This is a genomic window from Streptomyces alkaliterrae (assembly GCF_007097205.2).
Taxonomy (GTDB): Bacteria; Actinomycetota; Actinomycetes; order Streptomycetales; family Streptomycetaceae; genus Streptomyces; species Streptomyces alkaliterrae.
The window spans coordinates 1-13,402 of sequence record NZ_VJYK02000151.1; the positions used below are offsets into that span (position 1 = coordinate 1).

Consider the following 13,402-nt stretch of genomic DNA (forward strand, 5'->3'; position numbering starts at 1 on the left):
GCCGTATGCGGCCGAGGTCGCGGAAGCGGCTGCGGAGGAGGCGGTGTCGGGGGTGGGTCCGTATGCGCGGCGGTGGTTGCAGGTGGCGACGCCGTGGGGGGAGTCGTATCAGTCGCTGCTGGTGTTGTCGCAGATGCCGGAGAAGTTCACCTTCCCTGGCTCGGAGTACCTGGCGGAGCTGGATCGGCTTGGGTTCCCGGTGGACTGGGTGGCGCGGCTGAAGGTGGTGCGCGGTTCGGAGGCGGAGTCGAAGGCGCAGCGGCAGGCGGCGGAGCTGGAGCACCAGTACGAGGAGTACGCCGAGGATCCGATCGGGCCGCCGCCGACGCTGGACAAGGCGACGGCGGCGATCGATGACTATCGGCAGGAGCTGTCGGACCGCACCGAGGTCGAGGTGCAGGCGATGGTCGCGATGTGCGTGTGGGGGCAGACGCCGGGTGAGGCTGATCGGCGGGCGGCGGCGGTTTCGGCGGAGTTCAAGGACGCGCTGTATGAGATCTCGCGGCCGGTGGGGCAGCAGGAAGAGCTGTGGTACGGCATGTTGCCGGGGGCGCGGACGCCGTCGGTGATGGTGCGGCACCGCCAGTATCTGCTGTCTCGGGGGTTCGCGATGGCCGGCCCGTTCGCGACGGCGCAGCTGGGGGATGAGCGGGGCCCGCTGTTCGGGTTGCACACCACGAGTGGGGGTGCGCGGCCGGTGTTGGTGGATTGGGCGCGGGGGCCGCGGGAGGAGGCGGCGTCCGCGTCGGCGGCGTTCATCGGTGAGTCCGGGAGCGGCAAGACCACGGCGATGAAGACGGCCGTGTATCAGATCCTGGCGGGCGGCCGGCGGGCCGGGCAGCCGCGGTCGCGGGGGCGTGTGGTGGTGGTGGACCGCACCGCGCACATGGAGTGGGCGGCGTTCACGCGGGCGTGCCCGGGCACGACGCAGGTCATCGAGATCGGCCAGGACGCGCAGGTGTCGCTGGATCCGCTGCGGATCTTCTCCGATGTGCGGGAGGCGCGCAGGTACACGCAGTCGTTCCTGACGCTGCTGTTGGGGATCGCGCCCCGGTCGGAGGAGGGCCTGGCGCTGCGGGAGGCGATCGGCGCGGTGCTGCAGCACCGGCGGCCGTCGCTGAAGGTGCTGTTGGGCGAGTTGGAGCAGCGCGGCCGCCGGGATGCGGCGGCGCGGCGGGCCGGGCGCGCGCTGGGGGCGTTCGAAGACTTGGACATGAGCCGGGCGCTGTTTGATGAGGCGCTGCCGCCGCTTGCGGCGGGCGGGGCGGACGCGATCGTGTTCGCGGTGCACGCGTTGTCGCTTCCCACAGCCCAGGAGCTGGAGGCGGGCCTGGAGAAGGTGGAGGACGAGAAGGTCTTCGGACGGGCGGCGATGTATCTGATCGCGGCGGTGAGCCGGTCGATCTGCTTCTCCTCGCCGTCGGAGTTCTGCGTGGCGGTGTGGGATGAGTGCTGGTGGCTGACCTCTTCGCCCGAGGGCCTGGAGCTGGTGCTGGAGATGGTCCGCGATGGCCGGAAGAACCTGGCCGCCGCGTTCTTGGCCAGTCACGACCCGGAGGACATCGGCCCCTCCGACTCCCGGCGGGGCGCGATCATCCGCGGGCTGATCCCCCGCAAGTGGCTCTTCCGGCAGCCGGACCTAGAGCTGGCCCGGCGCGGCCTTGCGTTCCTCGGGCTGAACCCGGACGACCCGGATCTGCAGACCACGGTCATGACGCAACTGTCACCGGTGGGGCTCAGCCCGCAGGAGCGTCAGGCGCGGGCGGGTGAGTGCCTGCACCGGGACCTGGCGGGGCGGATCTCGGGCATGAAGGTCGTGACGCCGCCCGACGCGGCGATCGAGCCCCATCTGCACTCCGATCCTGACGCGATCGTGGCGGCCGCCGCATGATCCGGGCCCTGATGCGGGCCCAGCTCCCGGACCCTGAGACCCGCTACCTGCTGGGGCTGCTGCTGCCGAAGCCGCTGCGCCGGCCCGGGCGGATCCTGATAGCGGGCGTGGTGCTGCTCCTGGTCAGCCTCACGGTGCTGCTGCTTGCGCCGATCGCGGCCGCCGACCCGCCAGCCAACCCCTGCACCGCGCGGGGCAGCTTGGGCGGCAACAACTGCATCGACAACAACCCGGCCCTGGTGGAGCGGAAGAAGAAGCAGGAGGCCGAGGAAGCAGCGAAGACGCCCGAGGAGAAGTTCGAGGACCGGGTCGAGGAGTACAAGGAGAAGCAGGCCCTGTCCAAGGGGGTGCTGGGCGCGTTCAAGGTCACCGACCGGGACGGCAGCCCGATCAGCATCTACCAGGTGCACGCCGACACCGGGGACTGGAAGGCCTGGGACCTGAAGGCCCGGCACTTCATCGTGGAGTTCCTGTTCCAGTTGAACCTGTGGCTGGTGGCGTTCGCGTGCTGGCTGGTGGCCTGGGCGTTGTCGTTCTCGCTGGCGGCGCTGCTCCTCAAGCCGGTGCTCGCCGTGTCGAACTCGCTGCACTCCAACCTGCTGCTGTACATGGGACTGCCGTCGCTGTTTTTGACGTTTGCGCTGGTGGTGGCGGCGTGGCACTGGATGTTCGGGGTGAAGGCGCGCGGCTGGGGGGAGGCGGTGGCGGCGCTGCTGATCTCGGCACTGGCCGCCACAACGCTGTCCTCGCCGGCGTCGCTGATCTTGGACGAGCAGGACGGGGCGCTGGGCAAGGCGCGGGAGCTGTCGGCGCACGTGGGCGCCTTGATCTTGGACGGGATCGAGGGGCCGAGCGAGAAGTCGCCAGCGGAGGAGGCCGCGGCGGAGAAGGACTACATGCGCAACGGCCCCTCGGCGCCGGTGAAACTCACCGACCTGCCCCAGGAGATCAGCCGGCCGATCACCAACGCCCTGGTGGACGCGTTCGTGACGAAGCCGGCGATGCTCCTGTCCTACGGGCAGGTGTGGTCCGGGGGCTGCGAGAAGGAGTTCCGGGACGCACGGGCCCGGCAGGCGGTGTGGGAGGACATGCTCAAGGAGGAGCGGTCCAAGCAGGACGGCGCGGTCAACCGCTGGCTCAATGACCAGCTGAAGAAGATCCCCGGGATCGGCGGCTGGCTGAGTGACAACCAGACCAAGAAGATGGACGCCTGGCGTAAGGCCATGGGCACCGACATCACCCAGCAGGACGCCTGGAAAGAGCTGTTCGCGGTCGGCCCGATCGACGGGTTCGAGAAGAGCTGCGTGCAGGGCTCGGCGAAGGCGGCGAAGGAGCCGACCCCGGAGAAGCTCGGCGGAGCGCTGTTCTTGTTGATCGCCTCGCTGCTGACGATGGCATTCGTCATCGTCACCGTCTTCGGCTACCTCAACGCGCAGTTCTGGCTCGCGGTCGAGGCGGCCCTCGCCCGGTTCGCGCTCGCGGTCGGTGTCCTGCCCGGGCCGGGACGGGCGTGGCTGTGGGGCCGGGCGGCCGCGATCGGGAAGTGGCTCGCGCTGCTCGTGCTCTCGATCGCTGCTCTCGCCTTGTTCATCGTGATCGTGGTGGCCCTGGTGACCGCCGGCGAGGACGAGATCCCGGGCGGGATCGTCGTCCGCTTCATCGTCATCGACGCCGCTGCGATCGCCATGTTCACATTCCGGCGGAAGATCGCGTCCACCGCCGGGCAGGTCGCCTCCCGGGCCCGGGCCCGCATGGGCAACTCCAACTTCGGCGGGCAGACCATGACCTCGCCAGCCGAGTCCCTGGGCGGCCGCAGCTTCGGCGCCGCCGGCGCCGCGTGGATGCTGGCCTCGCGCGGCCGCGGCGGCGCGATGGTGGGCGGCATGCCGGCGGCCGGAGGGTTCGCCGGCCGCGGAGCGGGGCCGGGCGGGCGGCGCGCGGGGGCTGTGCGCAGCACCCTCCGTGCAGGGGCCGCGACCGGCGGCGTCATGGTGACCGGGGCGGGCATCGTCGGCCGGGCAGCCGCGGCCGGCGTCCGGGCCGGCGGAACGGCCCAGGGCCGGGCAGCAGTCGGCCAAGCCCTGTCCCGGGCCCGAGCCAAGGCAGGGCTGGGGATGCCCGGCCACGTCCCCGCCAACGCCGAGCAGCTGCGGGAGCGGATCGCGCAGATGCGGGCCGCGCGCACGCGCCCGCCGGGCCAGCCGGCTGCGAGCGGCAGGGGCGGGGCGAGGAGGCCAAGCGGCGGCGGTGCCGGCACGGGGCCGGCCGCGCGCGGCCACCGGCGCACGCCGGCCAGCCCCACACGGTCAGGACCTGGCGGCCGGACCCGCCCAGCCCGCACAGCCGCCACGCCCACACCGACGCCGCCGCCGGCTTCCACTCCGGCACCGGGGGTGGGTGCGGTGGGGGCGCATGCCAGGCTCCACGACCGCGCCCGCCGGGTCGCTGCGCGCCGCGCCGCGCAGACCAGCATCATCAACGGCCAGGGCGGTGACAGCCAGTCGCGGCGGCCGGGCCCGCGTCGCCGCAGGAACGATCCGTGACGCGCGAGCCCACAGCGGCCAGTCGCGTCGCACGCCGAGGGGTGATGGTGTGGCTGCTGCCGAGCAGCCTCACCGCCCTGCTGTGCGTCTTCGGGCTGCTGATGATGCTGGTGTCCGGCGCGGCGTGGCTGGCCGCCGCCGTCCAGGACGAGCAGCAGCGCCAACAGAACGACGCCGCAGGAGGAGCCGAGCAGGTCGGCGCGGGCGGTCTGGCGGCCGGCAGCGTGCCGGCCGCCTACGCTGACCTGATCGCCGCGGCCGGCAACCGGTGCCCCACCCTCACCCCTGGACGGCTGGCCGCGCTGCTCCAGCAGGAGAGCCGCTTCAACCCGAAAGCCAAGTCCCCCGCCGGCGCCCAAGGCATCGCCCAGTTCATGCCCGGCACCTGGAGGATCTACGGCAAGGACTACAACAAAGACGGCAAGACCGACGTGTGGGACCCGGCCGACGCGATCCTCTCCGCCGCGGACTACCTCTGCGTCGTCGCCAAGGAACTCGTCGGCGTGCCCGGCGACCCGGTGAACAACATGCTCGCCGGATACAACGCCGGACCCGGCGCCGTACAGCGCTACCAGGGCGTGCCGCCGTACCGGGAGACACAGAACTACGTGCGGGTGATCCGCGCCGCAGAGCAGCGCTTCACCGCCCCCGACAGCGGCGGGTCGAAGGCGTCCGGCGCCGCGGCGAAGGTCATCGCTGCAGCCCGCGGCCAGTTGGGCAAGCCGTACGTGTGGGGCGGGGGCAACACCGAAGGCCCGACCAAGGGCGGCTTCGACTGCTCCGGACTGACCCAGTACGCCGTGTACCAAGGCGCGAAGATAACGCTGCCGCGCACCTCCCAGGCGCAGCGGACGGCAGGGAAAGGCGTATCGAAGGACCGGATCCGGCCAGGCGACCTGATCGTGTTCAACAACGACGGCAACTGGGGCCACGTCGGGCTGTACATCGGCGACAACAAGATGATCCACGCACCACGAACAGGGAAGAACGTAGAAGAGGTCACCGTGGCACCGGGCACTTACTGGGCACAGTTCCCCTGGGATGTACGCAGGGTGCTCTTGTAAGGCCGCATTCGAGTTGGCCCATCGTTTTGTCCGTCGCTTGTCCGCTTGGAAAGACCGGATACGGCGGGCTGTGACTGAGCGCTTCAGTTGGCGAGTTGCGCAGACCAGTGTCATACCGCAGGGTCCACCACCGGCCCCGTCCAAAAGTCCGGCAGGTGGTCGGCGTAGTCGTCCTCCGGTACGTCGTCGGTCTCGATCGGGTCGCCGTCGTCATCGAGGTAGTAGCCCATGGCTCCACCGTAGGAACGGACGCCTCCCTTCTGGGCTTGCCGGATACCCCACGTCGCCCGTGTGAGTGACGCTCACTCAGGGTCCCGCGCTCAACTCGTCAACTGAAGCGCTCAGTCACACGGGCGCGGGTATCGGCGAAGTGCACCAGCACGGCGGCGGGCCTGGCAGGGGCGGTTGGACTGCTGGCTCCCGCCCGGGCTGGGAGTGAGCGGGCGCCAAGGGCTATGTCACCAGGGCGGACGTTTCGGCCAGACCGCGTACGCGGTGCATGTGACGAACAGCCTCCGGGCGGGGCATCCTGAGCGGTATGGACTTCCAGCCGGTTGAGCGTGCCTCGGAGGCGTTCCAGCAGTCACTGACCGCGGAGGAGATCGGGAAGGTCTGTCGACGGGCCTTCGGCGGCGACGCCATGCCTATGTCCGCTGTCGAGCTGGGCACGGGGATGTACAACAACGTCTACCGCGTCACCCTGGCCGACCAGGTCCGGCCGGTGATCCTGCGGGTCGCGCCGCCAGAGGCCCGCCAGTTCCGCAGTGAGCGCCACCTGATGCGGAACGAGTTCGCGAGCCTGCCGTGGCTGGCGGTGATCGCGCCGCTGATGCCGCGAGTGCTCGCCGCCGACTGGTCGCACGAGGTGATCGGCCGGGACTGGATGATCCAGACCCACCTGGACGGCATCCCGGCCCCGGAGCACCTGGGAACGTATCCGCGTACCGCGTGGCCGGCGTTCTTCCGGCAGATGGGCGCCGTCACCCGCTCCGTGCACGACGTGCGCGGCCCCCACTTCGGGCCCGTCAGCGGGCCGGGGTACGCCACGTGGGGCGAGGCGGTGATCGCGTCGCTGGAGGAGATCGCCGCCGACATGGACGGCTCCGGCCTGGACGCGGCCGACGTGCGGAAGGTCGCGGCGGTGGCTGCGCACGAGAGCACCGTGCTCGACGAGGTCACCGAACCGAGGCTGCTGACCGGGGACCTGTGGACCGTCAACGCCCTGATGGACTCGGCGGCCCCCGAGCCGGTGATCACCGGCGTCCTGGACTTCGACCGCACATGGTTCGGTGACCCCGCCGCTGACTGGACCATCCGTATGGCGACGGCCAAGGCGGACGAGCGCGAAGCGTTCTGGGAGTCCTACGGAGTGCTGGACCGCTCGCCCGCCGCGATGTGGCGGGCGCGGGTGTACGAGGCCCGGCACCTGGGCGCGATCCGCCTTGAGCGCCACCGGCTGGCCAAGGCGGACGCGGTCCGCGAGAGCTACGGCGCGATGGCCGAGGTGCTCGCCTCACTGACCTGACCGGGCCCGTTCGGGTGCGGCTCGACGTGGATGCGGATCTCCCGCAGGAGCGTGTCGGCCCGCTCCTCGACCTCGGCGGCGTCCGGTCCAGTGACCACGAACGACCCCAGCCGGTGGCCGTTGGCGTGCGGCTCGTGGACGGGGCCGCCGATCGCCGCCCGCCAGCGGGCGAACGGTACGCCCGGCCCCACCCTCGGAAGCCCGGAGAGCGACGCCAGCCGTCCGGCGCGCGGGCTGGTCACGAACCGCACGGTCGCGTACCCGTGGGTGGTGGGGGCGAGCGCGGCCGGGCGGCCGAGGGCAACGTCGAGCAGCGCCGCCCAGACATCGACGCCCAGGGCGTGCTGGATCAGGACCCCGATCTGCCCGGCAGCGAGGCGGGCGCCGATCTCGATGACCGAGCACCGCCCGTCGCGGCTCACGATGACCTCGGTGTGCGAAGCCCCGTGCCGGATACCGGCCGCCCGGATGGCCGCCTTCACCTCCCGGTACACGGCCGCTTCGACGACCGGGGTCAGGTGGACGGGGAGGCTGTGCCCCGTCTCGACCCTGTTTGCGCCGCCGGTCACCTGCTTGCGGGTAACGGCGAGGTGCGTCGTGTTGCCGTCCTGGGTGAAGGACTCGACGCTGTATTCCGCCCCGGCGGCGTACGCCTGGACCAGGACGCCCGGGTCGCCGCCGCGTGCGTACATGCCAGCGACCGTTCGGGCGGCGTCGGCGGCCGCGGCCGCACCGGCCGGGCCGCTCACCACCGTGACGCCGGCGGAGCCCGCCCCGGCCACCGGCTTGATGACGCAGGGGAAGCCGACCGACGGGTCTGCCAGCGCGGCCCGCAACCCGTCCGCGTCCCGGACGAGGACTGTGTAGGGGGCGCGCACCCCGGCCACGGCGAACGTCTCGGCCATGGCCGCCTTGTCCCGGGCCGCGTGTGCCCGGCCCGGGTCGTTGCCGGGCACCCCCAGCTCGGCGCAGAGATGCGCGGTGAGCTCGGTGAGGTACTCGTTGACGGTCAGCACCGCCCCCACACCTCGGCGGCGGGCGTACGCGGCGATCTCGTCGAGAGCTCGGTCGGGCCGGGTGAAGTCGGTGACGATGTGCCCGGCCAGCAGGCCCTTCAGCTCCGGTCCGTAGTCCGCGTACGCCGTGGTGGTGGTCGCGGCGTGGACCTGGTGGCGGCGGGCGGCTGCCGCCCTGGCGAGGGCGCCCGCTTCGGGGCCGGCCGCGTCCAGCAGCAGCACACCGGGGAGGGTCACGACAGGTAGTCCTCGAAGCCGCCGGTGCGGTGGGTGTCGAGGGTGAAGCAGTGGAACCCGCCGCCGAACAGGCGCCGGTGCCGGTGCCGTACGGACACGACGTCGAAGCCCTCGGCCTCCAGCAGCTTGGCCAGGCCGGTGCACTCCTCGTTGACCAGCACCGTGTGCTCGTCGACCGAGAGCACATTGAGGTCGATGTACGGGCTGGTGAGGACCAGGTCTTCGTAGTCGTCGTACACCGGGAACGCGCCCTGGTCGGGCTCCGGCGGCACGATGAAGCGCCAAGAGCGCAAGCGTTCGGGCATCAGGTCCCGGATGCCGTCGTGTCGGGCCAGGAACACGCCCGGCTTCAGGGCGAGGAGCATGCTGTCGATGTGGTTGTCCGCCATCCGCCACACCCGGTGGACGCGGTACTGGTGACCGAGGTGCCGCTGAAGCCACTCGGCGCCCCGGGTGTGGTTCTCCTGGGCGACGTTGACGACCAGGTCGCGGCCCAGCCGCAGGACCTGCGCGCCGTCCAGCATCATCTCCACACCGACGTCGTACGGGCTCGGCTGCGGGTCGTCGATGGCCTCGGTTGGCCCACCCAGGGTGGTCGCGGTGTCCCGGGCGTACGACAGGTCGAACGACATGTCGGTGAGAGTGGGGCGGGGCATCGTCGTCCACCGCGCGCCGGCCTCCCAGTAGGCGGTGAAAACCGGGGCGAGCAGGCGGGTCTCCAGATAGCGGGAGCGGATCGCGGGCGGCGTCTCGATGATCTCGCTCCCGAGGATCAGCGTGTTGTCGCGGATGTTCAGCGCCGGGGTGGGGGCGGCCTCCCAGCCCAGGCCCGCGACCGGGGCCGCGTCCGCAGGCAGGGGCAGCGGCCGGTGCACGACGACCCCGAGCCCGGCGAGCGTGGCCGCCAGACCCTCTACGTCCTCGTGCAGCTCCTCGGCGTACCGCGCCTTGATGGTCCAGCTCTCCCGGCGGCCGGCCGCCGCCTTCGTCAGGCGCGGATAGGCCCAGTCCGACCGGAAGCCGCTCAGGTTCTCGTGGTGGAACAGCTCGAAGCTGACGTCACGGTCGTGTCCCACGTAGTTGGCGGCGGACCCGACGATGATCTCCCTGAGCGGGGTGAAGTCGTCGTGACTGTTCAGGCGGGGCATGGGCGTTCCTCTCGGATGCGTGGAGCGGGTCAGGAGGTGCGGGGGGCTGCGGTCATGTGCCGGTCGGCGAGCGCGCGGCCCCGGCGGACCCGCAGGGCCAGACCGCCGCCATCGCTGTCCGGCTGGAGGGTTCGCTGCTCGCTCCAGCCGGAGAACCGGAACTCGGGTCCGCCGACCGGGACGAGGGCGAAGGTGCGCCCGGCGATCGTCAGGGCGAGGACGCCGCCGGCGCCGCGGTCGATGCGGGCGGGGATGAGGGCGCCGTCCAGCGGGGCGGCCGCGTCGAAGTCCGCGAACCCGGACGGCAGCAGCGCCTCGTACGGCAGTCCGGCGGGCCAGGCCGGGGCTGGGTGCGGGCCGGTGCGGTTGAACAGGACCTCGCCACGGGTCAGCAGTTGCTGCCAGGAGTCCGGGAACCAGGCTGCGAGGTCGGCGGTGAGCAGGGCGTCGATGACGACGTGGATACGGGTGACCGTCTGGCTGGTGTTGCGTACCAGGTGCTCGCGGGAGAAGTCGCCGTACCAGAAGGTGCCCGGCTGCCAGCAGTGTTCGACGCCGTCCAGGACGAGCACGGCGCCCGGGTCGGTGACGACGGGGATGTGCAGGCGCACGATGCCCCGGTCCAGGCGGTACTTGGGGTCGCTGTGCGGGTTCGAGACGGCGCCGGGCCCCAGCGCCATCAGCCGCACCGCGTTCAGCGGGGCCGGGAGCGAGTGAAGGATCTGCGCGAGGTAGGGCAGCTGGTCGAGCCAGCGGGTCGCCGCGAACGGCTGCGGTCCGGGGCCGCCCGGGTCGGTGCGCTCGGAGTCGCCGCCGAGGCTGCGCAGGGGCAGGACCCGCCAGTCGATCGAGGCCGCCTGGCCGACCTGCCCGCCGTAGGTGTGGGTGCGCTGCACATTCCAGGTGTGGGTGGTGACGGCCGCGAGCTCGGCGGCCAGCCGGCCGGCGTCGAAGACGGGGGAGAGCTGGGCGGCCTCGGCCGCCGCAGTGAGCGAGGTGGTGGTCATGGGTGAGGCTCCGGGTCAGGAGGAGAAGGACACGGCGCCGGTGCCGATGTGCTGGCTGGCGTCGTAGGTGCCGGCGGGAACGGTCGCGAACCGCGCGTCGAGCCGGGCGAACGCAGCCAGGTGGCCCTCAGCGGGGGCGTAGGCGAGGCAGAACACGAACTGCACCGGCTCGCCGGGGGCCAGGGGGATGGCGGGCATGGACACGATCACGCCGGTCCGGGTGGCCGGGTCGTACGCCAGGCCCAGCGCGTCGAGCGCATCCAGGAAAGCGGCGAAGGAGGGCACCGCCCAGGTGGGCGGGACGTGGTACTCGACCACCTGCCGGGCCGCGGCGGCGGTGACGTCGACGATGCCGTGGGCGATCGCCTGGTAGATGTGCAGCGATCCGCTGACCTGGGCGTTGACCTCGGTGAACACCACCCGCCCGCCGGGCAGGACCAGGGCGTCCGCGCTCAGGTGCCCGCGGTAGCCCATCGACCGGTACGCCTCGGCCAGCCGGGCCCCGCCGTCCAGGAGTGCCGTACGTGCGGGCGCGGTGACGCCGTCGAGCGGCACGACCTGGTGGCTCAGGCGCCGCCCGACGTAGTGCAGACGGCCCGTCTCGGTGGCCCGGGTGCCCGTGTCGGAGGCGTAGTGCTCGGAGTACACCGCATCCGCGCCCGGCGCGAACTCCTCGATGACGACCGGCCACCGGTCTTCCCCGCTCGCCCACGGCCACCGCTCCGCCCAGTACGCGGCCACGCCGTCGACGCCCGGGGCCAGGTAGTGCAGGTGCCGGGCTCCGACGTGGTCCACCGCCATCTGCTGATCGCGCACGAGCAGCTGGTTGCCGACCCCGGCCCCGTTGTGGGCCTGCTTGACCACGACGGCCCCGCTCGCAGAGGTCTCCAGCAGCGCGCCGGTCGCCTCGATCGCCTCGGCGCGGCTTCGGCAGATGCGGCCCGGCAGGATCGGCACCCCGGCCGCCGCCGCCAGGGCCCGGAAGTTCGCCTTGTTGTTCCCGATCTCCCCGCCGCCCTGCCCGAAGAAGGCCGCGCCCGGGAAGCGGTCGGCCACGCCCAGGGCGTCGGCGAGCCGTGCCACGGCGGCCGACGGCCACAGCGCGAACACCTCGCTCACCGCGCCGGCCCCGGCCGGGCCCAGTGCGGCCCGCACCTGCTCCACGAACGCGGGCGCGGTCAGCGAGGCGGGATCGAGCAGCCTCTCGCCCCACGCTCCGGCCGGTGCGGCCAGGACGGTCAGTTCCTCACGCTTCACGCCCGTGTGGGCCAGGGCGTGGTCGACGAATGCCGTGTCCGGCTCGCAGCACAGGATGAGCAGGTCATCGGGGCGGGCGAACCAGACCAGGCGCTGCGTCCAAGCGCGCATGTCGCCGCGCGCGCGGATCGAAGGATCGATGTGGTTGCCGATGAGGATGCGCACGACGGACTCCTGAAGACGTGGGCGGACACCCGGGCGGGCGGCGCCTCGCGGCACCGGGCGAGGGGAGGAGGATCAGGGAAGGAGGGCGGCGGGCAGCGTGTCGAAGGCCCGCATGGTCGCCGTGCGGCGGCGTACGCCGTCGCCGGCACCCGCCAGGTGGCCGGGGTGGTCGTTCAGGGCCGTGACCAGGGCGCGCAGCCCCGCCTGGGCCACGGTCGTACCGATGCAGGAGTGCGGACCCCACCCGTAGCCGAGGTGGCGGTTCGGGGTGCGGTCCAGCACCAGTTCGTCTGCCCGCGTGAAGGCGGCCGGATCGCGGTTGGCCGCCGCGAACAGGGGGACGACCTTCTGCCCCGGCACGATGTCGACGCCGCCGATCCGGCACGCCCGTACCGCCGTGCGCGTGGTGCCCTGCACCGGCCCGTCGAAGCGCACCAGTTCGTCCACGCCCGTGGCCAGCAGCGCCCGGTCCCTCATCTGGTGCAGGGCCCCGGGGTGGGCGAGGAGGGTGTGCACGGCGTTGCCGACGGCGGCCGCCATCGTGCTGTAGCCGCCCTGGAACATCACCCGCGCCGTGTTCTTCACGTACAGCCGGGTCAGCGCGTCGGAGTCGGGGGCCACGGCCTGCCGGACCCTGGCCAGCAGTCCGGGCCGGGCCGAGGCCGCGAACCAGGAGTCGACCAGGTCGCTCAGCTGCTGGCGGGCGACGCGGCCCGGCTCAAGGAGCGCCGGGTTGAGTCCGCCGTCCATGCTCCGCATGATCGCGTCCGACACCGCGGCGAACTCCCCGTACGGCGGGGGCTCGACACCCAGCAGATCGGCCACGACCGCCACGGACAGCGGCACCGCGATCTCGGCCACCACATCGAACGGGCCGGTGCCGGCCAGCTGGTCGAGCCGGTCCAGCACCAGGCGGTGGGCACGCTCCTCGATGCGGGTGAGGTCCTGGGCACGCAGCGCGGTCATGAACAGGGAGCGCACCGCGCTCTGTTGCGGCGGGTCGAGCGTCTGCACGCTCAAGGACGGCTCCGGCACCGTGCCCCCGGTGCGCCGCGGGTCGCGGGCGAACGTCTCGTGGTCGCGCAGCACCCGCACGCTGTCCGCGTACCGGGTCAGCGCCCACGAGCCCATCCCCTCGTGCCAGAACACCGCCTCGCGCATCCGCTGTTCGGCCAGCACCGGGTAGGGGTCGCGCAGGACCTCGGGGTCCAAGGGTTCGTAGCGGTCGGTCACAGAGGGCATCGCGGGGTCCTTCCAGAGCGGGGAGGGCGGGCCCGCCCCAGCGGACCCGCCCCGGATGCCTCGGGCTCAGTGGTCGTACGACATGGCAGTCCCCTTCCTCGGCGTTGGGCGGCGGACGTCCAGCACGGTGGCGAACGCTCTGTTCGGCCCTCGCCCGACGGGCGGCCAGGTGCAGCCCGGCGGGCGGGACAACGGCCGTAGAGAACGGGTTCGTCACCGTGGTCCCGCCCGGTCGCACGGGCGCCGGGCGGAACACGACGAGTACAGCCCCCGGCCCGCCTCCGTGCCCAGACGCGCGCCCTATCCC

9 protein-coding genes are annotated in these 13,402 nt (G+C 72.4%); 4 read left to right on the forward strand and 5 right to left on the reverse strand.

The window, feature by feature from the left end; all coding sequences use genetic code 11:
* From FNX44_RS15370 to FNX44_RS15385, 4 genes are all read left to right on the forward strand, one after another.
* On the forward strand, positions 1 to 1,891 hold a 1,891-nt coding region (locus tag FNX44_RS15370; RefSeq protein ID WP_143648813.1), incomplete at its 5' end, for an ATP-binding protein.
* Positions 1,888 to 4,434: a hypothetical protein gene (locus FNX44_RS15375; protein ID WP_143648814.1), complete on the forward strand. Its 2,547-nt coding sequence runs from the start codon at positions 1,888 to 1,890 to the stop codon at positions 4,432 to 4,434. The genes FNX44_RS15370 and FNX44_RS15375, both read left to right, overlap by 4 nt.
* Positions 4,431 to 5,498 carry a C40 family peptidase gene (locus tag FNX44_RS15380; RefSeq protein WP_143648815.1) on the forward strand — a complete coding sequence of 356 codons (1,068 nt, stop codon included), beginning with the start codon at positions 4,431 to 4,433 and terminating at the stop codon, positions 5,496 to 5,498. The genes FNX44_RS15375 and FNX44_RS15380 overlap by 4 nt, the downstream gene beginning before the upstream one ends.
* A gap of 538 nt (positions 5,499 to 6,036) precedes the next feature.
* Positions 6,037 to 7,023 (forward strand): phosphotransferase family protein, encoded by a 987-nt coding sequence (locus tag FNX44_RS15385; RefSeq protein WP_143648816.1) that lies wholly within the window; start codon positions 6,037 to 6,039, stop codon positions 7,021 to 7,023.
* Here the strand turns inward: FNX44_RS15385 and FNX44_RS15390 are convergent.
* The 5 genes from FNX44_RS15390 to FNX44_RS15410 form a co-directional block, all read right to left on the reverse strand.
* Complete coding sequence (locus FNX44_RS15390) at positions 6,984 to 8,276, reverse strand: ATP-grasp domain-containing protein (protein ID WP_143648817.1); 1,293 nt, start codon at positions 8,274 to 8,276, stop codon at positions 6,984 to 6,986. The genes FNX44_RS15385 and FNX44_RS15390 overlap by 40 nt on opposite strands.
* Positions 8,273 to 9,424: a glycine amidinotransferase gene (locus FNX44_RS15395; RefSeq protein ID WP_143648818.1), complete on the reverse strand. Its 1,152-nt coding sequence runs from the start codon at positions 9,422 to 9,424 to the stop codon at positions 8,273 to 8,275. Before FNX44_RS15395 ends, FNX44_RS15390 begins: the two co-directional genes overlap by 4 nt.
* A 29-nt stretch (positions 9,425 to 9,453) precedes the next feature.
* Entirely contained in the window at positions 9,454 to 10,431 is a 978-nt protein-coding gene (locus FNX44_RS15400) for an aspartyl/asparaginyl beta-hydroxylase domain-containing protein (RefSeq protein WP_143648819.1), read from the reverse strand.
* A gap of 15 nt (positions 10,432 to 10,446) precedes the next feature.
* Complete coding sequence (locus FNX44_RS15405; protein ID WP_143648820.1) at positions 10,447 to 11,853, reverse strand: preATP grasp domain-containing protein; 1,407 nt, start codon at positions 11,851 to 11,853, stop codon at positions 10,447 to 10,449.
* Positions 11,854 to 11,925: 72 nt separating this feature from the next.
* On the reverse strand, positions 11,926 to 13,095 hold the full coding sequence (locus tag FNX44_RS15410) for a cytochrome P450 (RefSeq protein ID WP_143648821.1): 1,170 nt from the start codon (positions 13,093 to 13,095) through the stop codon (positions 11,926 to 11,928).
* Between the last annotated feature and the right edge of the window lie 307 nt (positions 13,096 to 13,402).